This window comes from Vibrio sp. 1402 (assembly GCF_033340275.1).
This window is the reverse complement of record NZ_JAWOWE010000017.1, coordinates 40,678-66,396: the sequence shown is the minus strand read 5'-3', so window position 1 is coordinate 66,396 and position 25,719 is coordinate 40,678. Positions and strand designations below refer to the sequence as shown.

General features: G+C 45.9%; 25 protein-coding genes and 1 tRNA gene. 15 read left to right on the top strand and 11 right to left on the bottom strand.

All coding sequences use genetic code 11. The features are described 5' to 3' along the window. Nucleotides 1-2: 2 nt before the first annotated feature. Nucleotides 3-75 (bottom strand) — tRNA-Gly (locus R7044_RS21750). A gap of 156 nt (nt 76-231) precedes the next feature. Then, nucleotides 232-777, bottom strand: coding sequence for an oligoribonuclease (orn, locus tag R7044_RS21745; protein WP_017635574.1), 546 nt, complete (start codon nt 775-777; stop codon nt 232-234). A gap of 129 nt (nt 778-906) precedes the next feature. On the opposite strand from orn, the gene rsgA reads away from it, so the two are divergent. The 4 genes from rsgA (at nt 907) to R7044_RS21725 (ending at nt 5,547) form a co-directional block, all read left to right on the top strand. Beyond that, nucleotides 907-1,971, top strand: a complete 1,065-nt coding sequence (gene rsgA / locus R7044_RS21740; protein WP_025768798.1) for a small ribosomal subunit biogenesis GTPase RsgA — start codon at nt 907-909, stop codon at nt 1,969-1,971. A 116-nt stretch (nt 1,972-2,087) separates the two neighbouring features. Next, a complete protein-coding gene (gene asd / locus R7044_RS21735; protein ID WP_005381465.1) occupies nt 2,088-2,945 on the top strand; it encodes an archaetidylserine decarboxylase in 858 nt (285 codons plus the stop codon). A 166-nt stretch (nt 2,946-3,111) separates the two neighbouring features. Continuing rightward, nucleotides 3,112-4,527 carry an SLC13 family permease gene (locus tag R7044_RS21730; RefSeq protein WP_025768799.1) on the top strand — a complete coding sequence of 472 codons (1,416 nt, stop codon included), beginning with the start codon at nt 3,112-3,114 and terminating at the stop codon, nt 4,525-4,527. Between the two features lie 132 nt (nt 4,528-4,659). Then, on the top strand, nt 4,660-5,547 hold the full coding sequence (locus R7044_RS21725) for a DMT family transporter (protein WP_005386417.1): 888 nt from the start codon (nt 4,660-4,662) through the stop codon (nt 5,545-5,547). An 86-nt stretch (nt 5,548-5,633) separates the two neighbouring features. On the opposite strand, the gene gpmM is transcribed toward R7044_RS21725, so the two are convergent. Further along, nucleotides 5,634-7,166: a 2,3-bisphosphoglycerate-independent phosphoglycerate mutase gene (gene gpmM / locus R7044_RS21720; RefSeq protein WP_033907178.1), complete on the bottom strand. Its 1,533-nt coding sequence runs from the start codon at nt 7,164-7,166 to the stop codon at nt 5,634-5,636. Between the two features lie 547 nt (nt 7,167-7,713). On the opposite strand from gpmM, the gene R7044_RS21715 reads away from it, so the two are divergent. From R7044_RS21715 to R7044_RS21695, 5 genes are all read left to right on the top strand, one after another. Then, complete coding sequence (locus R7044_RS21715; protein ID WP_005386415.1) at nt 7,714-8,148, top strand: rhodanese-like domain-containing protein; 435 nt, start codon at nt 7,714-7,716, stop codon at nt 8,146-8,148. Between the two features lie 225 nt (nt 8,149-8,373). Beyond that, a complete protein-coding gene (gene secB / locus R7044_RS21710; protein WP_005386410.1) occupies nt 8,374-8,838 on the top strand; it encodes a protein-export chaperone SecB in 465 nt (154 codons plus the stop codon). Between the two features lie 195 nt (nt 8,839-9,033). Further along, nucleotides 9,034-10,071, top strand: coding sequence for an NAD(P)H-dependent glycerol-3-phosphate dehydrogenase (gene gpsA / locus R7044_RS21705; protein ID WP_005381474.1), 1,038 nt, complete (start codon nt 9,034-9,036; stop codon nt 10,069-10,071). 78 nt (nt 10,072-10,149) lie between these two features. Further along, the gene (cysE, locus tag R7044_RS21700) at nt 10,150-10,971 is read left to right on the top strand and encodes a serine O-acetyltransferase (RefSeq protein WP_005381475.1); all 822 of its coding nucleotides are present in this window, start codon (nt 10,150-10,152) and stop codon (nt 10,969-10,971) included. A 27-nt stretch (nt 10,972-10,998) separates the two neighbouring features. Continuing rightward, nucleotides 10,999-12,144 (top strand): murein hydrolase activator EnvC family protein, encoded by a 1,146-nt coding sequence (locus tag R7044_RS21695; protein WP_213871905.1) that lies wholly within the window; start codon nt 10,999-11,001, stop codon nt 12,142-12,144. 73 nt (nt 12,145-12,217) lie between these two features. Here the strand turns inward: R7044_RS21695 and R7044_RS21690 are convergent, their stop codons facing one another. The 4 genes from R7044_RS21690 to epmA form a co-directional block, all read right to left on the bottom strand. Further along, nucleotides 12,218-13,174 (bottom strand): DHH family phosphoesterase, encoded by a 957-nt coding sequence (locus R7044_RS21690; protein ID WP_213871906.1) that lies wholly within the window; start codon nt 13,172-13,174, stop codon nt 12,218-12,220. Between the two features lie 144 nt (nt 13,175-13,318). Further along, a complete protein-coding gene (locus R7044_RS21685; RefSeq protein WP_225455803.1) occupies nt 13,319-13,954 on the bottom strand; it encodes a TetR/AcrR family transcriptional regulator in 636 nt (211 codons plus the stop codon). A 21-nt stretch (nt 13,955-13,975) separates the two neighbouring features. Beyond that, on the bottom strand, nt 13,976-14,350 hold the full coding sequence (locus tag R7044_RS21680; protein ID WP_005381482.1) for a VanZ family protein: 375 nt from the start codon (nt 14,348-14,350) through the stop codon (nt 13,976-13,978). Nucleotides 14,351-14,359: 9 nt separating this feature from the next. Further along, nucleotides 14,360-15,331: an elongation factor P--(R)-beta-lysine ligase gene (gene epmA, locus R7044_RS21675; RefSeq protein ID WP_005381485.1), complete on the bottom strand. Its 972-nt coding sequence runs from the start codon at nt 15,329-15,331 to the stop codon at nt 14,360-14,362. A gap of 435 nt (nt 15,332-15,766) precedes the next feature. Between epmA and frdA the strand changes: the two genes are divergently transcribed. Genes frdA through frdD form a run of 4 tightly spaced genes read left to right on the top strand, consistent with a single transcriptional unit; the run spans nt 15,767 to nt 19,099 of the window. Next, the gene (frdA, locus tag R7044_RS21670; protein ID WP_017821831.1) at nt 15,767-17,566 is read left to right on the top strand and encodes a fumarate reductase (quinol) flavoprotein subunit; all 1,800 of its coding nucleotides are present in this window, start codon (nt 15,767-15,769) and stop codon (nt 17,564-17,566) included. Next, nucleotides 17,566-18,324 carry a succinate dehydrogenase/fumarate reductase iron-sulfur subunit gene (locus R7044_RS21665; RefSeq protein WP_005381489.1) on the top strand — a complete coding sequence of 253 codons (759 nt, stop codon included), beginning with the start codon at nt 17,566-17,568 and terminating at the stop codon, nt 18,322-18,324. The genes frdA and R7044_RS21665 overlap by 1 nt, the downstream gene beginning before the upstream one ends. A 2-nt stretch (nt 18,325-18,326) precedes the next feature. Beyond that, on the top strand, nt 18,327-18,710 hold the full coding sequence (gene frdC / locus R7044_RS21660; RefSeq protein ID WP_005381491.1) for a fumarate reductase subunit FrdC: 384 nt from the start codon (nt 18,327-18,329) through the stop codon (nt 18,708-18,710). Nucleotides 18,711-18,721: 11 nt separating this feature from the next. Continuing rightward, complete coding sequence (gene frdD / locus R7044_RS21655) at nt 18,722-19,099, top strand: fumarate reductase subunit FrdD (protein WP_005381493.1); 378 nt, start codon at nt 18,722-18,724, stop codon at nt 19,097-19,099. 102 nt (nt 19,100-19,201) lie between these two features. Here the strand turns inward: frdD and R7044_RS21650 are convergent, their stop codons facing one another. Together R7044_RS21650 and efp are read right to left on the bottom strand one after the other, a co-directional pair. After that, a complete protein-coding gene (locus tag R7044_RS21650) occupies nt 19,202-20,605 on the bottom strand; it encodes an SPFH domain-containing protein (RefSeq protein ID WP_042523712.1) in 1,404 nt (467 codons plus the stop codon). A gap of 266 nt (nt 20,606-20,871) precedes the next feature. Continuing rightward, nucleotides 20,872-21,438 carry an elongation factor P gene (gene efp / locus R7044_RS21645; protein WP_005381500.1) on the bottom strand — a complete coding sequence of 189 codons (567 nt, stop codon included), beginning with the start codon at nt 21,436-21,438 and terminating at the stop codon, nt 20,872-20,874. Nucleotides 21,439-21,470: 32 nt separating this feature from the next. Between efp and epmB the strand changes: the two genes are divergently transcribed. Together epmB and R7044_RS21635 are read left to right on the top strand one after the other, a co-directional pair. Next, nucleotides 21,471-22,493 (top strand): EF-P beta-lysylation protein EpmB, encoded by a 1,023-nt coding sequence (gene epmB, locus R7044_RS21640; protein ID WP_225455802.1) that lies wholly within the window; start codon nt 21,471-21,473, stop codon nt 22,491-22,493. A gap of 95 nt (nt 22,494-22,588) precedes the next feature. Then, a complete protein-coding gene (locus R7044_RS21635) occupies nt 22,589-23,086 on the top strand; it encodes an MgtC/SapB family protein (RefSeq protein ID WP_005381504.1) in 498 nt (165 codons plus the stop codon). Between the two features lie 100 nt (nt 23,087-23,186). Here R7044_RS21635 and R7044_RS21630 read toward each other — a convergent pair whose 3' ends face one another. Together R7044_RS21630 and groL are read right to left on the bottom strand one after the other, a co-directional pair. Further along, nucleotides 23,187-23,750 (bottom strand): VC2662 family protein, encoded by a 564-nt coding sequence (locus R7044_RS21630; protein ID WP_005381507.1) that lies wholly within the window; start codon nt 23,748-23,750, stop codon nt 23,187-23,189. A gap of 314 nt (nt 23,751-24,064) precedes the next feature. Further along, the gene (gene groL, locus R7044_RS21625; RefSeq protein WP_053303028.1) at nt 24,065-25,711 is read right to left on the bottom strand and encodes a chaperonin GroEL; all 1,647 of its coding nucleotides are present in this window, start codon (nt 25,709-25,711) and stop codon (nt 24,065-24,067) included. Between the last annotated feature and the right edge of the window lie 8 nt (nt 25,712-25,719).

Here is a 25,719-nt window from a genome sequence, read left to right as displayed (position 1 = left end):
GGAGCGACACACGAGGTTCGAACTCGTGACCTCAACCTTGGCAAGGTTGCGCTCTACCAACTGAGCTAGTGTCGCATCAACAACGTTTCCGCTGTTTAGGGCTGCGAATTATAAGAGCATTTTTTTGTGATGCAAGTCCTTCCTTCAAAAAAACTTTATTTTTTTACTGAACGACGAAAAAGCAATCAAAAGCGATATAAATTACAACAATTTGGATCGCAACCTTAACAGTTAAATCTTGAAAATAGTACCTCGATAGTACTTAAGTTCTGCGATGGACTCACGAATGTCGTCCAAGGCCAAATGTGTTCCCTGTTTTGTGAACCCATTTAGCACCTCAGGTTGCCAGCGACGTGCTAGTTCTTTAAGAGTACTAACGTCAACATATCGGTAATGGAAGAACTCTTCCAACTCAGGCATATGCTTGTATAAAAAGCGACGATCCTGCCCAATGCTGTTACCACATATTGGCGACGCCCCTTTCGGTACCCATTTTTCTAAAAATTCAATGGTTTGTGCGACTGCGTCTTGTTCTGAGATTTGACTGTTTCGAACGCGCTCAACCAAACCGCTTGCCGTATGCGTATTAGTACACCAGTCGTCCATTTTCGCTAGTTCTTCTTCCGGCTGATGAATCGCTAACACTGGACCTTCAGCCAAAATATTTAGTTCGCTATCCGTGACAATAGAAGCAATTTCGATGATTTTGTGCGTTTCAGGATCAAGCCCTGTCATCTCTAAATCAACCCAAATTAGGTTTTGATCGCTAAAGGACATGGTTACGCCGCCTATTTGTTTATCGATAAAAGAGGTACTATACCTCAAAATACGAGAAACACGATACTCATACACGGAGCCAAGAGTACGGCTCAACCATTTGAGTAAATTCACATAAAGTACAGAATTGTGGCAAAGAAGAAAAAGTTAACCAAAGGTCAGGTGCGACGCGTACGTAGCAACCAACAAAAGCGTTTGAAGAAGCAAGAAGAGTCCATCCAGTGGGATGAAAACATGCTAGGCGCCAGCAAGCAAGGTCTCGTGATCACTCGTTTTGGTCAGCACGCGGACATTGAAGACCTTGAAACAGGCGAAATTCAACGCTGTAACCTCCGCCGTGGTATTGAGTCTCTAGTATCTGGCGATCGTGTTTTATGGCGCGAAGGATTGGAGTCTATGGCGGGCATCTCTGGTGTTGTTGAAGCGGTAGAACCTCGCTCTTCAGTGCTCACTCGTCCAGATTATTACGATGGCCTAAAACCCGTTGCAGCCAATATTGATCAAATGGTCATTGTCTCTTCGGTATTACCAGAGCTATCGCTAAATATTATTGACCGCTATCTCGTTGCATCAGAAACACTGAATATTGCGCCATTGTTGGTCTTAAATAAAGTCGACCTTCTAGAAGCCGATGATCGTGCAATGTATGAAGAATGGCTCAAAGAATATGAACGCATTGGCTATAAAGTGCTTCTGGTCAGCAAGAAGTCTGGAGAAGGCATTGCTGAACTAGAAACCCTGCTGCGTGACCGAATTAATATCTTTGTTGGTCAATCAGGCGTAGGGAAATCCAGCTTAGTCAACGCGTTAATGCCGGAACTAGAGAGCGAAGTGGAAGAAGGCGAAGTCTCTGAGAACTCTGGCTTGGGCCAACACACCACGACGGCTGCACGTTTATACCACATTCCAACGGGTGGCGATTTGATCGACTCACCTGGAGTACGTGAATTTGGTCTTTGGCATTTGGAAGCAGAAGAAGTAACAAAAGCATTCGTTGAATTTCGACCATATTTAGGCGGTTGCAAGTTCCGAGATTGTAAACACAATGATGACCCAGGCTGCCTTCTACGCGAAGCTGTCGAGAACGGGGAAATTAACGAAACTCGCTTTGAAAACTATCATCGCATTTTGGAAAGCATGGTTGAAAACAAAGCAAATCGTCAGTATTCACGTAATAAAAAAGCCGATCTGTAATTGAGTTAAGGCTGTAACTGTGTAAAAAGTCTTCACCTAATACTGACAAGCAAATTAAATTTCAGTAACATCACGCGCCCTAAAGCGCGAATCTAACAGAAGTATCGGAATTAAAGATGGACAAGTTTAAAGTTGGACTGCAGTACTGGATCCCACAACACGGCCTCACTCGCCTAATGGGTAAACTGGCTTCAGCAAAAGCTGGCGGTCTAACAACAGCAGTTATTCGTTGGTTTATCAAACAATACAATGTGAATATGGATGAGGCAAAGCACTCAGATCCTAAGCATTTTAAAACGTTCAACGAGTTTTTCGTTCGTGAGCTAAAAGAAGGCGCACGCCCAATTTCTGAAGGCGAAAACGTCATCACTCATCCAGCCGACGCTTGTGTTAGCCAGTTTGGCCCTATTGAAGATGGTCAACTTATCCAAGCAAAAGGTCATCACTTCTCAGCACAAGAATTGCTGGGCGGTGACGCGAATTTAGCGGACGAATTTAAAGATGGTTCTTTTGCCACATTGTATCTATCTCCGCGCGATTACCACCGTGTACACATGCCATGTGACGGCACTCTGCGCCAAATGATTTACGTACCAGGTGACCTGTTCTCAGTAAACCCTCTGACAGCAGAAAACGTACCGAACCTATTTGCACGTAACGAGCGTGTGGTGTGTATCTTCGATACTGAGTTTGGTCCAATGGCACAGGTGCTTGTTGGTGCGACAATTGTTGGCAGCATTGAGCAAGTATGGGCTGGCACGATCACTCCGCCTCGTGGAAACACTGTCTACAAATGGGATTACCCAGCAGAGGGTGACAAGGCCGTGATCTTGAAAAAAGGCGAAGAGATGGGCCGCTTCAAACTGGGTTCTACTGTTATTAACCTGTTTGCCAAAGACGCGATTGAGTTTGACGCAAGCATGGAAAACGGTAAGCCAACCGTTATGGGCACACCTTACGCCTTGAAAAAATAAGTAAAACACCGTTAAAGAGCCCTTTATTAAGGGCTCTTTTTATTGATAAAAAGCAAAACTCCGTTCGAAATTTAGCCTCTATTTCTCAAACTCATACCTGCCTCTAAGACCCTCATTCCACAATCAATTATCCTGCGCTTAGAATGAATATTTAGAGGGGCAGCCAATGCCAAAGATGAGTGTAAACACGTTAGCGAAATTGCTGGTGTGCTTTTTAATTCCGCTCGGTGTTTTGATGATGCCGATCGATGCTATTCCTATTGACGATCTCACTTTAATTCAGCATCGCCTGTTGGCTATTTTTCTTCTTGCTGCCCTACTTTGGGTTCTCGAGCCGGTTCCCGTTTTTGCTACGTCCATTCTTATTATCGCTCTTGAACTGATCATGATATCGGATAAAGGTTTGCATCTATTTCGCAATCCACCAGCGGGGCATGATTTAGGAGAGTTAATTGCTTACACCGATATTTTCTCGGCCTTCTCTTCACCGATCATTATTCTTTTTATGGGTGGTTTTGCTCTCGCGATTGCGGCTTCCAAATACGAGCTCGACAACAACCTCGCCCGAGTGCTACTAAAACCATTCGGCACACAACCTAAGTTCATCATGCTGGGCTTGATGTTAATTACCGCCGTTTTTTCAATGTTTATGTCCAATACTGCCACGACCGTGATGATGCTAGCCCTGCTTGGCCCCATCGTCGCTTCAGCACCTAAAGGGGATTTAGGGATTAAAGCACTGGTGTTGTGTATTCCAATTGCCGCGAATACAGGCGGCATTGCGACTCCGATAGGCACGCCACCTAATGCGATAGCGCTTCAATATCTCACTGGAGAAAACGCGATAGACTTCCTATCGTGGATGACAATGGGTCTACCATTTGTGTTGGTACAACTCACTGTAGCTTGGTTCTTGTTGCAAAAGCTGTTTCCGTCTAGCGAACCAGAAATGAAACTAAAGCTAGATGGTACATTCAAAAGGAGCTGGCGTGCGATCGTCGTCTACATCACTTTTGCACTAACCATTGTGCTTTGGATGACAACGAAAGTGCATGGCATGAATACATACGTTGTCGCGATTATCCCACTAGCAGTGTTCACGTTAACGGGCATTATGGGAAAAGAAGAGCTCAAGCTGATTAACTGGGATGTTTTATGGCTGGTTGCCGGTGGTATAGCAATTGGTATTGCCTTAGACAAAACGGGCTTAGCCGAAGCATTAGCGCACGCCATTGATTACAGCCTGCTATCACCATTTGCCGTTGTTTTAGCCCTATCAGTAGTGTGTTGGTTAATGGCGAACTTTATGTCTAATACCGCAACAGCAAACTTATTGATGCCTATTGCTGCCGCTATTGGTACATCCATGCCAAGCCTTATTGCGGTTGGTGGCCTACAAGGTTTACTGGTTGTCGTCGCCTTCTCCGCATCACTTGGCATGATCTTACCGGTTTCCACACCACCAAACTCTTTGGCTTATTCAACAGGCCTCATCGAGAGCAAAGACATGGCGAAAGTGGGGCTGATTCTTGGTTTGATTGGTCTACTTATCGTGTATGGCGCAGTTTTGGTACTGTTTTAATCGAAGAGCTCCATGAAAAAGCGTGTTGTCATGGAGCTGCTCTCCAGCTACTGCCCTTACAGAGCGGCTTTTACATCCCATAAATTTCGTGCATATTAAGACTCCTCTACTCTACAAGGACGTCGACACATCATGGGTTACGAATGGCTTGCTTTATGCGCCGCTTTTCTGTGGGCAGTTTCTAGCCTAATTTCGGTCATTCCTGCACAACACCTAGGCGCATTTTCTTACAGCCGCTGGCGTATGGGCTGCACAGCCGTGATCTTATCAACAATGGCCTGGATAACTGGCGGCTGGTTAACGGTTTCTTGGGAACATGTAACGCCAATGATGGCCTCAGGACTGATTGGTATTTTTATTGGCGATACCGCTCTATTCGCGTGTTTGAATCGTATGGGGCCAAGACAAGCCGGGTTACTCTTCTCTTGCCACGCCGTGTTCTCTGCCATCTTGGGCTACTTCTTATTTAGCGAAGTCATGACCACAATAGAACTACTGGGCGCATCATTGGTATTTAGCGGCGTGGTGATGGCGATATTCTTTGGCCGAAGAGGTCAAGTGAATAACGTCTTGGAAGACATTAAAGGTAACATCTGGGTGGGTATTGGACTTGGCTTAACCGCAGCAATGTGCCAAGCATTGGGCGGCATCATCGCCAAGCCAGTAATGCAAACCAGTATTGACCCAGTTGCGGCTTCTGCTATTCGAATGATCAGTGCCTTTTTCGCCCACAGCATGTTGTTAATTCTAGGAGTCAAAGTCGCTCGCTCGACGCAACACATTACTTGGCGCATATTTGGTATTACTGCCCTTAATGGTTTCTTGGCGATGGCCGTCGGCATGACGCTAATCTTATACGCACTGCAAGAAGGAAATGTAGGTATGGTTGCACTTCTATCTTCAACCACGCCAATTATGTTGCTACCACTGCTCTGGATTTACACTAAACGCCGACCAAACCGATTTGCATGGTTGGGCGCAGCCCTAGCTGTGATTGGTGCGGGCATTTTGGTTCAGTAACCTTACAGACCAGCCCTTATTGCCAGATACAAAAAAGCCCGAGTTTAAACTCGGGCTTTTGTCATTCGGAGCCGTTAGTTAATTATTTATTTAACTAATACTTCACCCGTCATTTCTGCTGGGATTTCTAGACCAGCTAGAGAAAGCATGGTTGGTGCAAGGTCAGACAGTTTACCGCCTTCTTTGAATTCAACCGCTTTGTCACCTACATAGATTAGAGGCACTGGTAGGTTAGTGTGAGCAGTGTGGATGCCGCCAGTTTCAGGGTCGATCATCATTTCTGCGTTACCGTGGTCCGCAGTGATCAATAGTTGACCGCCAACTTCTTTGATTGCTTCAACCACTTTACCCACGCTTTCATCTAGAGCTTCGATTGCTTTCTCAGCCGCTTCATAAACGCCAGTGTGACCAACCATATCTGCGTTCGGGTAGTTACAGATGATGGTATCGAACTTACCTGATTTGATAGCCGCAACCATCTTCTCTGTTAGTTCTGGAGAGCTCATTTCAGGCTGCATGTCGTACGTTGCAACTTTTGGAGAAGCAACCAACTGACGCTCTTCGCCTTCGAATTCGTTCTCAACACCACCGTTGAAGAAGAAAGTCACGTGTGCGTATTTCTCTGTTTCAGAGATACGTAGCTGAGTTTGACCTTGTTTAGATAGCCACTCACCGTAAGTGTTTTCTAGAGACGCAGGTGGGAATGCGATAGCTAGAGGGATATCAGCCGCGTATTGAGTCAGCATCACAAAGTTGATTGCTGGGAATACTGCACGCTCAAAGCCGTCAAACGCAGGAACGAATGCACGAGTGATTTGACGTGCACGGTCAGCACGGTAGTTCATGAAGATAACCGCATCACCATCTTGCATGATTGCGTCTTCTTGACCTTCCGCTTTGATAGTTGTTGCTTTAACGAATTCGTCGTTTTCTTCACGAGCGTAAGCCGCTTCTAGACCTGCAACTGCCGTTTCTGCTGTGAACTCAGCTTTAGCTTGAGTTAGAAGATCGTAAGCAACTTGGACGCGATCCCAGTTGTTGTCACGGTCCATTGCGTAGTAACGACCTACTAGAGAAGCAACGCGGCCTTTACCTAGTTTCGCAAATAGGTCTTGGAAACGTTGTAGTGAGTTTTCAGCACTACGTGGTGGTGTGTCACGGCCGTCTAGGAAGCAGTGTAGGTAGATTTTCTCTGCGCCACGCGCCGCTGCCATTTCAACTGCAGCGTAAATGTGGTCTTCGTGAGAGTGAACACCGCCTGGAGACATCAGGCCCATGATGTGTACTGCTTTTTCAGCTTTCACTGCAGAGTCGATAGCTTCAACTAGCGCAGGCGTTTCTTCGAACTCACCATCCGCAATTGATTTAGTGATACGAGTCAGGTCTTGGTATACAACGCGGCCTGCACCAATGTTAGTGTGACCAACTTCAGAGTTACCCATTTGACCATCAGGAAGGCCAACATCCATGCCTGAAGCAGAGATTAATGTGTGTGGGTTATTCGCAATCAGAGCATCCATTACTGGTGTTTTCGCATTCGCAATTGCGTTACTTGCTGTGTCTTCACGGTAACCGTAACCGTCAAGGATAACTAGAGCCAGTGGCTTCTTAGCTGACATAGTGATGACCTCATCAAATTTAAGTAACTTTTGGCGTAGGGCCTCGCTGCCCTATCTAACCTTGAAACAAAACTAGCGTAATTTTACTACACTTTTTAACCAAAACTGTAGGTTAAGATCAAATAATGTTTGCGATTTATTGTTGCTATCTTACAAGTTAAGCGAACAACGAGTCAGTGCCGACAAACGTGTTCCACAAGCATAGTCATTTCTAATACGCTTTGTACACCCCAGTCTAAGTTCGGTTTTCTTACGCTTCTCATTCTTATTTTTGCACTTGAAACAGTGCTAATTTAAAGCAACATCAAACAAGATGGGTTAATACTTATTGTTCTCTTTTCTCAGTAAAACAGAAGTCACTTAAACCGATAAGTCCAATAGGCCAAAGCAATCAAGCTACCAGAGCGAAATGTACGGATAGTAAGGGCATAACGGGTTTATAGAGATCTCAATTATTCGTTAGAAAATTTTAACCCTCTCGCCTAAGAGCCGTAACCTCGCTATACTCCTGCTTTATTTTTCCGCCAACAGCGTAAGAGCTCAAGACATGCAAGAGTACATTGAATTTTTCCAACAGAACATGATTCTATCTTTGGTTTGGGTAGGTCTTCTTGTCGCCTTTATCATGAACATCGTGAAATCAGCGACAGCCGCATACAAAGAAATCAACGTAAACCAACTGACTCATCTTATGAACCGTGAAAACGGCGTTGTAGTGGATATCCGTACCAAAGACGAGTTCAAAAAAGGTCATATCACCGACTCACTTCACATTTTACCGTCAGACATCAAAGCGGGTAACTTGGGTAGCCTTGAAAACCACAAATCAGACCCAATCATTGTTGTATGTAAGACAGGACAGACCGCTCAAGAAAGCGCAAACCTACTAGTAAAAGCTGGCTTCGAAAACGTGAGCCTACTAAAAAATGGTTTGATTGCGTGGAACGAAGCGAACCTGCCGTTAGTTCGCGGTAAGAAGTAGGAACGTGGCAAGAACGAAAGTTCGCGTTTAAACGCGCTTTTACCAAGCCTCGCGGACAAAGAACTGAGCAAATTGAAAGCAGTTGGAGCACTAAGTTGTGACGCTTTGCACGTAATACACGCTTCATCTAGTCAAGGTAGATTGGCTCAGTTAGTCTCAGGACATACCAGTTTTCTGAGCTTAGACGTTTCTAGGCTCAACAAATATTGATTTAAGGATTAAAAAATGGCTGAAGCAGCACCTCAAGACGCACAACAAAACTTCGCAATTCAACGCATCTTCCTAAAAGACGTTTCTTTTGAAGCGCCGAACTCTCCAGTAATTTTCCAGAAAGAGTGGAACCCAGACGTTAAACTAGACCTAGACACTCAAAGCCGTGAGCTTGGTGAAGGCGTGTACGAAGTTGTTCTACGTCTAACCGTTACTGTGAAGAACGAAGAAGAGACTGCGTTCCTATGTGAAGTTCAACAAGGTGGTATCTTCACTGCTGAACAAATGGAAGCTGGTCAACTTGCACATTGCCTAGGCGCATTCTGCCCGAACATCCTATTCCCATACGCTCGTGAAACTATCTCAAGCCTAGTCGTTAAAGGTACGTTCCCTCAACTGAACCTAGCGCCAGTAAACTTTGACGCGCTATTCATGAACTACCTACAACAGCAAGCTCAACAAGGCGAAGCTGAAGCGTAATTCACGTTTTATAAGTGACGAATAGCCACAGTGCTGACGTCACCGAATCAAATAAAATGCACAGAGCGTCTACCATCCGATGCAATGTGCATTTTTTATTTCTGACAAAAGTTCCTAGTTCCTAATCGCCAGAAGGCGTAAAATTTGACGATTAGGAACTAGATTCTACTAGTAGCAAGACAATTAGGCGGTAGCATGACACAAGCAAATACAAACAATGCTTACGGTAAAGACATCGCAATGACTGTGATTGGCGCAGGCTCATACGGCACCTCTTTGGCAATCTCACTCGCTCGTAACGGCGCGAACGTTGTCCTTTGGGGACACGAGCCAGAGCACATGGCTCGCCTAGAAGCAGACCGAGCTAACCATGCCTTCTTACCAGGTGTTGATTTCCCTGAAAGCTTGATCATTGAATCGGATTTAGAAAAAGCCGTTCAAGCAAGCCGAGATTTGTTGGTTGTGGTTCCAAGCCATGTCTTTGGCATCGTGCTAAACAGCTGTAAACCATTCTTGCGCGAAGACTCTCGCATCTGTTGGGCAACCAAAGGGCTTGAACCTGAAACGGGGCGCCTACTGAAAGACGTTGCTTATGACATTATCGGTGAAAACTACTCACTAGCAGTATTGTCTGGCCCAACGTTTGCGAAAGAGCTCGCAATGGGTATGCCGACTGCAATCTCTGTTGCGTCTCCAGATTCTGAATTTGTTGCGGATCTACAAGAAAAAATCCACTGTAGCAAAACCTTCCGCGTATACGCCAATAGTGACTTTATTGGTATGCAATTGGGCGGCGCTGTGAAAAACGTTATTGCGATTGGTGCGGGTATGTCTGATGGTATCGGTTTTGGCGCCAATGCTCGTACCGCATTAATTACTCGTGGCTTGGCTGAAATGAGTCGCCTTGGTGCTGCGCTGGGTGCACAGCCAGAAACCTTTATGGGCATGGCGGGTTTAGGCGATCTTGTCCTGACATGTACCGATAACCAATCACGTAACCGACGCTTTGGCTTGGCATTAGGCCAAGGTAAAGACGTTGATACGGCTCAAGAAGAAATTGGTCAAGTGGTTGAAGGTTACCGCAATACAAAAGAAGTATGGCTACTTTCTCAACGTATGGGTGTTGAGATGCCGATAGTTGATCAAATTTATCAAGTATTGTATCAAGGAAAAGATGCGCGCTTAGCAGCGCAAGATTTACTTGCTCGTGACAAAAAAGCCGAAGGAAAGTAGCAATCTACCGCCCTTTGCAGCTCATCTGAGAAAAATTGAAGTTGTCGGGTCACGGAAGAACCACTCTGGATATTGAGAATGAAACACTGCGAAAAACAAAAAGTCTGGAACAAAATTGTCTCAGAAGCCCGTGAAATGTCAGAACAAGAGCCTATGCTGGCAAGCTTCTATCATGCCACCATTATCAAGCATGAAAGTTTGTGTGCCGCTCTGAGTTATATTCTGGCTAACAAATTGAACACCGCTTCCATGCCAGCGATGGCTGTGCGTGAAGTGGTTGAAGAAGCCTTTGCGGCTGATCCAACCATCACTGACGGCGCGGCTTGTGATATTTGTGCCACGGTCAATCGCGACCCTGCTGTTTCAATGTACTCAATGCCATTGCTGTACCTAAAAGGCTATCACGCACTGCAAGGCTACCGAGTAGCAAACTGGCTGTGGAAGCAAGGTCGTCACGCTCTTGCGACTTACCTACAAAATCAGATTTCGGTAGCATGTCAGGTCGATATCCACCCTGCAGCGCGCATTGGTAGTGGTATCATGCTCGACCATGCAACAGGCATCGTGATTGGTGAAACTGCCGTGGTCGAAAACGACGTGTCTATACTGCAAGATGTCACCCTTGGTGGTACTGGTAAAGAATGCGGTGATCGTCACCCGAAAATTCGCGAGGGTGTGATGATCGGAGCTGGTGCAAAGATTCTTGGCAATATCGAAGTTGGTGAAGGCGCGAAAATCGGATCTTGCTCTGTGGTATTGCAAGCCGTGCCTCCTCACACAACGGTGGCTGGCGTGCCTGCAAAAATCGTCGGACGTCCAAAAACGGACAAACCTTCTCTCGATATGGATCAAGGCTTTAACGGTAAATCGCAAAGCTTTATCCATGGGGATGGTATTTAATCGTCAACAAACCTTTTTGACAACAACGTGGTAGGTAACTCTCAAGTGCGAAAACAAAATCACCCTGTTCTACGCTCGGCTATTTTATTAACTTGTGCTTTATCCGCCACTTATCCCACTACCTCCTCTGCTGTAAGCCAGCAAGAGCTCAAAGGCGTATCCAGTGAGATAAGCCGTCAGCGCAAATCGCTCTCTTCCCAAGAAAAGCAGCTCAATGAGTTACAGAAATCACTAAAAGATCAAGAGCTTGGTATTTCTAAGCTTGAGCGTGAAATACGACAAACCAAGTCTAACCTCGCACAAGCAGACAAAAACATAGAAAACCTGGAAGAGAAAATTGCCTTGCAAGAAGCACAGCGTCAAGAGCAAGAAGAAGAACTCAAACAGCTGCTGCAAACGTATTACGTAACCGAGCGAGCGAAGGCCAATGGTCACTTGTTAAATCAAGGTGTGGAAGAAGACCGCATGAGCCAATACTTCCAGCATTTAGCTAAAGCACGTGCTGAAGTGATTGATGCGATCACCAAAATAACCCAAGAATTAGCGCACAACAAAAACCAGCTCGAGCTAGAAAAAGAGCAAATCGAGACTCTGCTCAAGCAGCAATCCGAAAAACGTACAGCGCTAGCGAGTACACAATCCAAGCGTAAGCAAACCCTGAATAAAATTCAGAGCAGTATCAAGAATGACAAACGCTACTTAGCCGAGCTGCAACGCAACGAAACCCGTTTAAAAGCAGAGATCGCCAAAGCAGCGAAGCGTAATGCGGTGCCAATGGACGGACTCGGCAAACAGCGCGGTAAGTTGCCTTGGCCACTCAAAGGCAGTGTGTTACACAACTTTGGTACGCGACAAACTGGGCAGGTAAACTGGAAGGGTATGGTGTTGTCTGCCAACTATGGTCAACAAGTGAAAGCCGTTTATCCTGGTACTGTCGTATTTGCTGAGTATCTGCGCGGATACGGTTTAGTGGTACTGCTCGACCACGGAAAAGGTGACATGACCCTCTATGGTTACAACCAAGCGTTGACGAAAAAAGAAGGCGATCGAGTCACCGCCGGCGAAGTGATTGCTCTCGCGGGTGATACGGGTGGTCAAGACAGGCCATCGCTGTACTTTGAAATTCGTCGTAATAGTGAAGCGCAGAATCCGAAATCTTGGTTAAAACGCTGATTATCTGACTCATCGACTTATAATAAAAAAGGAGCCACTCGGCTCCTTTTTTGCATTCATATTTTGGAAAATGCTATGCGTAGTAGGTTTCTACCGCATCAATAAAAGCATGCACATCATCTTTGCTTAACGCGTTGATTCCTGCCGCCGCCTCTCGCCCCCCACCTGTCGGGAACTGACCACACACGGCCACGGCACCTTGTTTATTGTTTAACGGGGCACGAAGTGAAACCGTATAAGTCCCATCTGCATTTTCAGTAAGTACCGCATGCGCAGAGTCAGGGTTTTGGTTTGCCAGCGAGTTGCCATAAACACCACTGATTCGGCGTGATGCCGCCGTGTTTGGTAACTCAAACAACTTCAGCTTACCACTCTCATGCATGGCAGGCACTGCGAGAGCCGCCTCCATGTCTTGTTGGTAAGCCGATTGCAATTGGTAGTATGGCGAGGCCTTATCTTCAATAGCTTCAAATGGCGACGTGTACTTCAGCAAAGCTCGGTACAGCTCCGCAGGATGAAAGTGTAAATCTTCGACCTTCGATCCGTAGCCGTTGTAGTTAATTAAAGTACCCAGCTCTTTTAGCTGCGCTTTCTGTTGCTGCGACAAGCCCGCGTTATTCGCTAACTCATCGGCTTTAGCAATCATGTTATCGCCATAAGCCGCCGTAATCGCCCAGTCATAAAAACGCCCATCAAGCAACTTATCGACAATCAACGCCGTGCACATGTTGGCATCGAGATCGATGTGCGCATCCAAATTACCATGCTGAGGAATGTCACCCGCTTTGTGATGGTCGGCGTAAAAGACGTGAGCGCCTTGAGCCAAAGCTTGCTCTAGACCTGCCATGTTCTTTTCCATCGAAATGTCTAACACAGTCAGCTCATCACCCGCTTGCACGTCTACTTTTTCCACCAGCTTGATGTCGCGCTTTACACCAGTTATTAACTGGGCATCGACAGGATCAGCCAAACGTAATTGCAGAAGAGCAATGATGCCATCAGCATCACCATTAAAAATGTCGTAATTCATGGGGCGATAGTTCCTTTATCGAGAATCTTATCCCTGCAAGGGTTTTTAGCGTATGGGACTATTGTGCGTGGCATATTTGACAAGTCAACTCGAGCCACGACTCGAAAATGAGAGTGACTCTCGAAATATTAAGCAGTTTGACGTTTAACTGTGTAGATTGCTAACCGCATCTTCTAATAACAGTAGCTGCTCTAAGCCCTGTTCAGTTGCTAATGGCTTAACGACATTAAGCATCTGCAACATCCCTTGCTTCACCATTTGCTCGGTAATGTTGGTTTTTGAAGCCATCGCGGATTGATACGCCAACCAACTACACGCAATCAAGTGCAATGTACATACCAATGACTTCAACTGTTGTTGATCGACATTCAACAGCTTCATCGTTACGAACTCTTGCATAATAGCAATGAGGTTCGCTTGCAGCTTCTCTTGCACATCGATGTACTGTTCGTGTAGCTGTTCATCTCGTGACAAGATTTCTGGTAAGTTTGCGTAGAAAAAGCGGTATTTCCACATCAAGGTAAAAATAGAGTCTAGGTAGCTCTTCAGCATAGTCAGGCTCTCTTGCGAACCTTGAACAGGGGTAAATCTTTCTAAAAGTTCTGCTGAATAAAGCGCAAAGATCTCACGAACGATTTCTTGCTTATTGCGGAAGTGGTAATACAGATTACCAGGGCTAATTTCGATGTGATCGGCAATGTGATTGGTGGTGATGTTGCGCTCACCATGTTGGTTGAACAACTCCAGTGCCGCGTAGACGATTTTGTCGCGCGTTTTCATTGTTATCGTGTTCCCTCTTCATTAACGAATCGAGTATAGCGACTTCACCAACCTAGGTCGATAGAGGCTCCAAATACGGTAACATAACAGACCAGTTAAGATGCCAGTTGAGTTGGCGACAAGGTCTAACCAAGAAGTTTGTCGCCCTACATACCCTTGCAACCACTCAATAACGGCGCTGAATAGCAAAATACCAATCGCCACCGCCCAACGTTGACGCCAACGCCACACGCAAAAGCAACCTAAAAACGCAAAGCCGCTATACGCCATAGCGTGCTGCATTTTGTCGAGATACGCAATATTGCCCCAGTCTTGCAGTTCACCTGAACTCAGAGATAAAAAAGCGATCAATATGGCGTAGCTAAAGATGACGAAACGTGCAGCCGTCAGGTTCATTGGACGTCCTTATGCAATTGGAAATGGAAAGGCCGTCACTTGATCAATGTGGTCACAGCCTAGCGCTAGCATGATCAAACGATCGATACCCAACGCGACCCCAGCACAATCTGGCAACCCTGCTTCCAGTGCAGAGATCAGATGATAATCGATCGGCTGTGGTTTTAAACCCATTTCGATACGCTTTGCGTTATCTTGTTCAAAGCGCGCTAATTGCTCTTTCGGGTTATCCAGTTCATGAAATCCGTTCGCCAGCTCTATCCCCTTAAAGTACACTTCAAAACGATCCGCGACGCGATGATCTTGAGGATTGATTTTCGCAAGCGCCGCCTGTGATGCAGGGAAGTCGTACACAAAAGCCGGCACGTCCTGACCAATTTTGTTTTCTACTCCCACGCTAAATAGTAGTTGCAGCAGCGTATCGCGATCTTCTTCTGGCTCAGCAATGTCACTCAAACCCAGCTTGCTTGCCGCCGCTTTCAGCTCAGTCATCGAGCCTTCCAGTGGACACACACCCAACACATCAATGAAGGCTTGCTGATACGTCATGCGCTGCGCTGCGCCACACTTCAATACCAGCTGCAACAGGTCATCCATTTCATCCATCAATTTATGATGGTCAAAGCCAACGCGATACCACTCCAACATCGTGAATTCAGGGTTGTGGTAGCGACCATTCTCTTCATTACGAAATGCTTTGTTGATTTGATAAATACAACCGCTGCCCGCAGCCAAAAGGCGCTTCATATGGAATTCTGGGCTGGTCATAAAAAACAGCTTACTGCCATCGGCATAGCCTGGGCCAACAAACTCGGTTTGGAAAGTATGCAAATGGATGTCAGTCACGGTTGCGTGACTCATGGCTGGCGTATCGACTTCCATCACCTGTCGGTCAGCGAAGAATTGTCGAATCGACGCGATTAACGTCGCACGTTGACGAAGTTGGTCAATGGAAGCAGTAGGTTGCCAGTTGGTTTGCATAACAAGTCTCTCAAACTTTAATTCAGCGAGGAAAGTCTCATTCTACATGCTTTTTACTCTTCAAGAAGAGAGGAATATCCCTTCTTCTTTTTACTAATGTGCTCGCAAATTTGAGGCAAGCATTACTCGTGCCGCAGAACAAAAAACACTCAGTTAAAATCCTATTATCCATGCGGTTAATGTCACGCAACACGGGTTTAACATCCCTAATGTTAATGCTTGAGGACCAAAACCTCGATGCCGTGATAGCAGTCACATAACCTATAAATTCTATGCCCTTAAGTGCATTACCGAAGCAAAAGCCCAATTACATCAATTTTTCTGCCATGTGGCTCATCTACACTAACCCTACTACTTTTGGGGAGTTCTTTTTAAAGAGCGCCTCGTAATGACAATAACAAGCGGATTTCCGCAATCACACACTGGAGGATAACTGTGCAAATTATCACCACAGATATCGCAGTCATCGGCGCAGGCGGCGCTGGTCTTCGTACTGCTATTGCAGCGGCTGAAGCAAACCCAGACTTAGAAGTCGCTCTGATTTCTAAAGTTTATCCAATGCGCTCCCACACGGTCGCTGCAGAGGGTGGCTCAGCAGCAGTTATCAAGGATGAAGATAGCTTAGACAACCACTTCAACGACACTGTTGGCGGTGGTGACTGGCTATGTGAACAGGATGTTGTTGAATACTTTGTAGAGAACGCGACTCGCGAAATGATCCAAATGGAGCAATGGGGTTGCCCATGGAGTCGTAAAGAGAACGGTGAAGTCAACGTACGCCGCTTTGGTGGTATGAAGGTTGAACGTACTTGGTTCGCTGCAGACAAAACTGGCTTCCACATGCTTCATACGCTATTCCAGACATCAATGAAGTACAGCAACATCAAACGTTTTGATGAGTACTTTGTGGTGGATCTGCTTGTTGATGAAGGCGAAGTTCAAGGTCTGATTGCTATTCACATGTCTGAAGGCGAGCTTGTTACTATCAAAGCAAAATCTGTTGTTCTAGCAACAGGTGGCGCGGGCCGTGTTTACCACTGTAACACCAACGGCGGTATCGTAACGGGCGATGGTATGGCAATGGCTTACCGTCACGGCGTTCCTCTACGTGATATGGAATTCGTTCAATACCACCCAACAGGTCTTCCTGGTACAGGTATCCTGATGACGGAAGGTTGTCGTGGTGAAGGCGGTATCATCGTTAACAAGAATGGCTACCGTTACCTACAAGATTACGGTATGGGCCCTGAAACTCCAGTTGGCCAACCGAAGAACAAATACATGGAACTGGGTCCTCGTGACAAAGTTTCTCAAGCTTTCTGGCACGAACAACAGAAAGGCAACACCATCAAACACCCACTGGGTGACGTGGTGCACCTAGACCTTCGCCACCTTGGTGAAGAGTACCTACAAGAACGTCTGCCGTTCATCTGTGAGCTAGCAAAAGCTTATGTAAACGTGGACCCTGCAAAAGAGCCAATTCCAATTCGTCCAACCGTTCACTACACCATGGGTGGTATTGAAACGGACGGCAGTTGTGAAACTCGCATTAAAGGCCTATTCGCGGTGGGTGAATGTGCGTCTGTTGGTCTTCACGGTGCAAACCGTCTAGGTTCTAACTCACTGGCTGAGTTCGTGGTATTTGGCCGCGTAGCAGGTGAAAACGCCGTGAAACGTGCGGCAGAATTCAAAGGCTGGAACGACGCGGCAATTGACGCGCAAGTAAAAGCGGTTGAAGAACGCATCGCTAACCTAATGAACCAAGAAGGCGACGAAAACTGGGCAGAAATCCGCACAGAAATGGGCCACACCATGGAAGCGGGTTGTGGTATCTACCGCCAAGAAGATTTGATGCAAGCGACTATCGACAAGATCACTGAGTTGAAAGAACGCTACAAACGCATCAGCATCAAAGACAAAGGTAAAGTGTTCAACACTGACCTTCTGTACGCCATTGAAGTAGGCTACGGCCTAGAAGTCGCAGAAGCGATGGTTCACTCTGCGATTCTACGTAAAGAATCTCGCGGTGCGCACCAACGTCTAGACGACGGTTGTACAGAACGTGATGACGTGAACTTCCTAAAACACTCACTTGCTTTCTACAAGCCAGAGTCAGCACCAAGTATCGATTACAGCAATGTGACCATCACTAAGTCACAACCAAAAGCTCGTCTATACGGTGAAGCAGCAGAAAAAGCCGCGGCTGAAGAGAAGAACGCAGAGGAGCAAGCATAATGTCAGCAAATCGCATTCAAAAAGTAGACATCCTGCGTTACGACCCAGAAAAAGATGCAGAACCATACAAGCAAACATTCGAAGTCCCATTCGATGAAACCATGTCTGTACTTGACGCACTTGGTTACATCAAAGACCACCTAGACAAAGATCTGTCTTACCGTTGGTCTTGCCGTATGGCGATCTGTGGCTCTTGCGGCATCATGGTGAACAACGTACCGAAACTTGCTTGTAAGAGCTTCCTACGTGACTACCCAGACGGTGTGACTATCGAGCCTCTAGCGAACTTCCCAATCGAGAAAGACTTGATTGTTGATATGACGCCATTCATCGAGCGCCTAGAAGCAATCAAACCATACATCATTGGTAACGATCGTAAACCAGAAGACGGTACGAACTTGCAAACGCCAGAACAGATGGCGAAATACAAACAGTTTGCTGGCTGTATCAACTGTGGTCTGTGCTATGCAGCATGTCCTCAGTTTGGTCTTAACCCAGAGTTCATCGGTCCTGCTGCACTAACGCTAGCCCACCGCTACAACCTAGACAGTCGTGACAACGGTAAAGATGAGCGCATGAAGCTTATCAACGGTGAAAACGGTGCTTGGGGTTGTACGTTTGTTGGTTACTGTTCTGAAGTTTGTCCGAAGAACGTTGACCCAGCAGCGGCAGTAAACCAAGGCAAAGTGGAGTCTTCTATGGACTTCGTGATTGCTATGTTGAAACCTGATGGTTCACCAAAGAAAGTGGAGGCATAAGGATGAGCAATCGTAAACCTTACGTTCGTGAAGTAAAACGCACTTGGTGGAAGAACCATCCTTTCTACCGCTTCTACATGCTACGTGAAGCGACGGTGCTTCCGTTAATTCTATTCACTCTGTTCCTAACTTTCGGTTTAGGTTGCTTGGTGAAAGGTCCTGAAGCATGGCAAGGTTGGTTAGCGTTCATGGCGAACCCAATCGTAGTCGCAATCAACATTGTTGCACTACTCGGTAGCCTATTCCACGCTCAAACTTTCTTCAGCATGATGCCACAAGTAATGCCAATTCGTTTGAAAGGCAAACCAGTGGACAAGAAGATCATCGTATTGACTCAGTGGGCCGCGGTTGCGTTCATCTCACTGATCGTTCTCATCGTGGTGTAAGGAGCTGAGCAATGAAACCGAATTATAGTGTAAACACATCACCAAAACGTTCTGATGAGCCAATCTGGTGGGGTCTGTTTGGCGCAGGCGGTACTTGGTTCGCGATGATCACGCCAATCACTGTTCTTGTGCTAGGTATCTTGGTACCACTAGGCGTGATTGACGCAGAAGCGATGAGCTACGAGCGTGTCTCTGCATTCGCAACCAGCATCATCGGTGCGCTATTCATCATTGGCACGCTAGCATTGCCAATGTGGCACGCAATGCACCGTGTACACCACGGCATGCACGACCTTAAGTTCCACACTGGTGTGATTGGTAAAATTGCATGCTATGCATTTGCAGGCCTCATCACTGCACTAGCAGTTATCTTTATCTTCATGATTTAAGAGACTAACCAAAAAAAGAAAAAGCTGGCTAAATGCCAGCTTTTTATTGCTTTGGGTTACCTATGATCTTTTTGCTTTTTAAGCTTTTGACCACCCATGATCTTATTGCTGTGCGACCTTCTTTGTCTGGTCCATAAGACCCAGAGCACCAAAGCCAGTAATCACATCTAGGTTTGTTTTCAAGCCCGTTTCGTCACTTCCACCAATGTAATTTTGTGGCATCTGAACTTGGAAGTTTTGCAAATTGTTGTACAGCGAGTTCGCTACGTCTCGATTCAATTCTGCCAAGTAAACTTCACGGTTTGCTCCTAACGCCGCATACTTACCTTTTAGGACTTCAGATTCTGCGCGACCTTTCGCTAATATCGCTTTCGCTTCAAACTCAGCAGAAAGTGCGTTCGCTTTTTGAATCGCTAAGTTAGCCTCTGCGATAGCTAGCTCTTTCTCCTTCTCGACCTCAGCAAGTCGTTTGGTTTTTTCCACTTCAACGATTTCACGCTCTGCAATCTGACGCGCCACTTCCACTTCTTTTTGTTGAGCAATAATTGCGAGTTCTTTACCACGCTGGGCGTCTTGCACCTCACGTGTTCGTTGAATCTCTTTGCGTAACTGCTCGGTCTCTGCCTGTGCTTTCGACGTTTCTTGTTCCTGAATCGCGCGAATACGATCCGCCACTAAACGCTTTTTATCTGCCAATAGCTGATCTAATTGCTTTTCTGGCTGCGGGTCACCAATGGTCACCTGCGTCACTTGAATACCGTATTGTTGTAACGGATTGTCTTGACGAATTGGTTGCCCGGTTTTGTCTACGACTGGCACAGTTTTCCATACCAGTTGATTGGTGCGCTGTAATTGGTTCGGATTAGCTTGATTCACCCCAACAGGCGCAAGATCCAACTCTTCCACTTCAACCTGACGTCGCTCTGTTAGATAAATCCCCTCTCGTAACTGATCGCCAAGTTTCGATTTGAACTGGTTCAAACCACCTTGGAAAAACTCTTCACCCGTGTATTGGGTTGCGGTAATCACCGTTACGTTACGTGCGTTCTTTACAAGCAGCGCATCGATCAAGTTACTGTTGTTGCGGAACTCTTTATGCATCTTCTTCACCGCTTCAGGGTCATTACTGAGCTTAAAGCGGAATGTTACGGGGATCTGACCAATATAGGTGTCGGCAAATCGAACCTGAATCGCATCAAGGCGTTGATAAAAATCTTCGCCCTTGCTGTTACCGAATGACACGGTGATCACTTGGTCATACTTGGTGATTTTGGACAGAAATGGCATACGAAAATGAATGCCAGGTTCAGTAAACACATCCAACTCACCAGTAATATTATTCTGATGCACGTAGCTGTAACCCGCATCGGTCATCAGCACCGAGCTATTAATCGTTAAGCCTATTGCCAACAGCGGTACGCCAAATACGGCTGCTTTTAATCCTTTATGTAGTAACTGACGTCTTTCTTCCACCTTTAAACCCCTTCCTAAACCTCTGCTTTCCATTTTGTTCTCCTTTTTGGATTGTTACTGAGTTAAATCGATAAAAATCAGATTGCTATGCAACTCAGCGACAAGCACTAATGTATCAAAATGTTACATTAAGGAATAATCGACAGATTCATGGAATAAATAAGATTTTTACGAATAATACAAAATCATCAAAAATTTGCGGAGGATATCGATGTTTTACGCAGAGGGATTAAAAGAGAAGAATCACAGGCAATAAAAAAGGCCGCCGAAGCGACCTTTCTAACAATAATATAAAGTGCTTACTTCACACGACCTACGTATTCAGCAGTACGAGTATCTACACGAATCACTTCACCAATTGAGATGAACAGAGGAACACGAACAACAGCGCCAGTTGATAGCGTCGCTGGTTTACCGCCAGTACCTTGAGTATCACCTTTCAGGCCTGGATCTGTGTCTACAACTTCTAGCTCAACGAAGTTTGGTGGAGTAACAGTAATTGGGTTACCGTTCCAAAGAGTGATCATACAAGTGTTGTTTTCTACCAACCACTTAGCGTTTTCACCTACCGCTTTTGCATCCGCTGCGATCTGTTCAAACGTTTCACTGTTCATAAAGTGGTAGAATTCGCCGTCTGAATATAGATAATCTAGGTCGATATCCATTACGTCTGCCACTTCACAAGTGTCACCAGACTTGAATGTTTTCTCTAGCACTTTACCAGAAAGAAGTTTACGAATTTTAACACGGTTGAACGCTTGGCCTTTACCTGGTTTAACGTATTCGTTTTCCAGAATTACACAAGGCTCGTTATCAAGCATTAACTTAAGACCGCCTTTAAATTCATTGGTGCTAACTGTAGCCATTTTTTCCTCTTACATTCTTAGAGCTAAATTCAATGCCGCACATAATAACCCGAAAAGTCGAATCTGTTGAGCAAAACTGGCTCAAACAGTTGGCGAATGGGATCTCTGATCCTGCAAAATTGCTCGAAATACTGGAAATTGATCCTTCACCGTGGCAAGACGGGTTTGCCGCGCGCAAGCTGTTTGCACAGCGTGTACCGCAAAGTTTTGTCGATAGGATGGAGAAAGGCAACCCTAAAGACCCTCTTTTACGTCAGGTTTTACCACTGAGCGACGAATTTGAGGTGCATCCGGGTTACTCCAATGATCCATTGGAAGAGCAAGACAATGAAGTCCCTGGCCTGCTACACAAGTATCGCAACCGCGCCCTGATGATTGTCAAAGGTGGCTGCGCGGTAAATTGCCGTTACTGTTTTCGTCGTCACTTCCCTTATCAAGAGAACAAAAGCGGGAAACAAGCCTGGACCAAGTGCTTAGAGTACATGGCACAACAACCAGAGTTGAACGAAGTCATCTTCTCAGGTGGTGATCCATTAATGGCAAAAGACGATGAGATTCATTGGCTTTTAGAGCACATTGCTCATATTCCTCACATCAAACGTCTGCGTATTCATAGCCGTTTACCTGTGGTGATTCCAGCTCGAGTCACTGATGAACTATGCCAACTTCTGCAAGCATCAAGGTTACAAATCATCCTCGTCACTCACATCAACCATGCCAACGAAATCAATGACGAATTTGCTGAACAGATGTTCAAGCTCAAAAGAGCGGGCGTTACGCTTCTAAACCAAGGCGTTCTGCTGAAAGGCGTGAATGATTCGGTAGAAGCTCAAGTGGCGTTAAGTGAGGCCTTATTTGACGCGGGTATCTTGCCTTATTACCTCCACGTTCTTGATAAGGTGCAAGGCGCAGCGCACTACTTTATTTCGGACGAAGAAGCGAGAGCTATTATGCGCGGACTCATCACGCGTGTATCGGGTTATCTGGTGCCAAAACTCACACGAGAAATTGGTGGCAGGCCAAGTAAAACGCCGTTGGATTTGCATTTAGAATAAGCTCCAACGCTCAATTAAATTTGTCGTCTAGATTGATTATTTTTGTTCGCTTTGCACGGTAAGTCTATGCATACTCCGCACTTTTGGAGGTCAAGATGCATACTGCATTCGAACAAATTTTCGATCTTGGCCCATTCAGTTGGCCTGCCCTACTATGCTGCGCCATTAATGGGCTCATGATCGGTATAGAGCGCCAAACTCGTGGTAAACCGGTTGGCATTCGCACAGCAATACTAATTATTTCAGGCACCTACCTGTTTATGTCGATGGCCGTGTCGTTATCGCCAAATACACTTGATCAAGCACGAGTGCTTGGTCAGATCATTACTGGCGTCGGCTTCTTAGGCGCTGGCGTTATGATGACACTTGATGGAAAAATCCATGGCGTAACATCCGCGGCTGTAATATGGGTGCTAGCAGGTTTAGGTTTGATGATAGGTTTAGGTTATTTAACGCAGTCGGTGGTTATTACTCTCCTGACATTAACCGTGTTGTTAGGTGTGGATAAAGCAGAAAACCACATCAAAGCATTACGCCGCGGTGTTCATCAAAGAATTCAACAACGCAAAACTTCATCACGATTAATTAAATAGTTAACGCTCCGAGAAACTCGCTTCATCCCATCTGTAATTAAAAAGCCCTCGACGAACATCGAGGGCTTTCTGTATATAAAGATTCTGACTTTCTCAGGGATTACTTAGCAAAGTTGATGAGTGGGAAACACTTGAAGAAACCGTTATCCGCACAGTTCAAAAGACCAATTTGCACGCCATCGATTTGATCGGTCATGTTGAAGAAACCAAACTGGAAATTAGACTTCTTAGAGATACTCGCTAAGCCCACATCCGCCATGGTGTAGCCTTCAGAATAGTTCACCGCGCTCCAGTTCAAGCCTTTTACGTTGTTCGTAATGTTAACAGCACCCAAGTTAACACCCGTCGTCTGACCTTGGTTCCAGTTAACTAAGCCTAAAGACGCGCCTTTCATTTCTTGATTTACTTTTGCTGCGCCAAAAAACAGACCGAAGTTCACACCTGTCGTACGATCCGTTTCTGACATACCAAGCAGTGAAAAGTCGACACCTTTAACCTCATTTACCTGCCCATGCAGCACAGCTAAACGAACGCCACCAACTGAAGAATTAGAAGGTGCGTTTGTGTTATCGATAGTAGAGAACATCACAGGTGTACTGTCGGCAAAAGCAACAGGTGATGCGATAGCGGCTGCAACCGCCAATGACGTCATAAGCTTTTTCATTTTCATCTCCATGATGGGAAGCAACAATTTACAACATAGTGTAATGTTCAGATTTTGCTCTGTCCCCGTTCAAAAAGTGTTAGCAATAGGTCAGATTTAACCATCTGACTCAAAAGAAAAAATATTTCTCTTCGATTTTTTGCTTCTGAAATGGCGCTTTTTACGCTCAAAAATCTCATGATAAGCCACTCCAGAACGTCATGTTTCTCGGGTGACACGCATAAAAAAGTCGAGGCATCTGCCTCGACTTTTAAAGGTTTGGTCGGTTATCTTTCCGCTATAAGGGCTTCCATAGAGCGATGAGATAAGCTAGCTTACATCATGCCGCCCATACCGCCCATGCCACCCATGCCGCCCATGTCAGGCATCGCTGGCGCGTCTTTTTGCGGTAGGTCAGTAACCATCGCTTCAGTTGTGATCATCAGACCTGCAACCGATGCTGCGAATTGTAGTGCAGAACGAGTAACTTTAGTTGGATCTAGGATACCCATTTCTAGCATGTCGCCGTATTCTCCTGTTGCCGCGTTGTAGCCGTAGCTACCTTCACCCGCTTTCACGTTGTTCGCAACAACTGAGTCTTCCTCACCTGCGTTCTTCGTGATTTGACGGATTGGCGCTTCCATTGCACGTAGTGCAACGCGAATACCAACGTTTTGTTCTTCGTTGTCACCCGTTAGGTGAGCAATCTTAGATGCCGCGCGGATAAGTGCAACACCACCACCAGCAACAACACCTTCTTCAACCGCTGCGCGAGTTGCGGCTAGCGCATCTTCTACACGATCTTTCTTCTCTTTCATTTCAACTTCAGTCGCTGCACCGACTTTGATTACTGCAACACCGCCAGCCAGTTTAGCTACGCGCTCTTGTAGTTTCTCTTTGTCGTAGTCTGAAGTTGCGTCTTCGATTTGTTGACGAATCTGAGTAACACGGCCAGAGATCATCTCTTCTTCACCGATACCATCGATGATAGTCGTGTTTTCTTTCGTGATAGAAACACGCTTCGCTTGACCTAGATCTTCTAGTGCAACTTTTTCTAGCTCTAGACCGATCTCTTCAGAAATCACAGTACCGCCAGTTAGGATAGCGATGTCTTGTAGCATTGCTTTACGGCGGTCACCGAAGCCAGGTGCTTTCACAGCTGCAACTTTTACGATGCCACGCATGTTGTTCACAACCAATGTTGCTAGCGCTTCGCCTTCTACATCTTCTGCAATGATAAGCAATGGACGAGATGCTTTCGCGACAGCTTCTAGCGTTGGAAGAAGCTCACGAATGTTTGAGATCTTCTTATCAACAAGAAGAATGAATGGGTTTTCTAGATCAACACTGCCTGATTCTTGGTTGTTGATGAAGTAAGGAGACAGGTAACCGCGGTCGAACTGCATACCTTCTACTACGTCTAACTCGTCTTGTAGCGCCTGACCTTCTTCAACCGTGATAACGCCATCACGACCCACACGCTCCATTGCTTCTGCAATGATATTACCTACGCTTGCGTCTGAGTTTGCAGAGATAGTACCAACCTGCGCGATCGCTTTTGTGTCGTTACATTCAACAGAAAGCTCTTTTAGTTGCTCAACTGCCGCGGCAACAGCTTTGTCGATACCACGCTTAAGATCCATTGGGTTCATGCCCGCTGCGACTGCTTTTAGACCTTCGTTAACGATAGATTGCGCTAGTACCGTTGCTGTTGTTGTACCGTCACCCGCTGCGTCGTTTGCTTTAGACGCAACTTCTTTAACCATTTGTGCGCCCATGTTCTGGAATTTATCTTCCAGCTCGATTTCACGCGCTACTGATACACCATCTTTAGTGATAGTTGGTGCACCAAAAGATTTGTCTAGAACGACATTACGTCCTTTAGGACCCAGTGTTACTTTTACTGCGTCAGCCAGAACGTTTACACCTTCCAGCATTTTAACTCGTGCGTCATTACCAAATTTAACGTCTTTAGCAGCCATCTTTGATT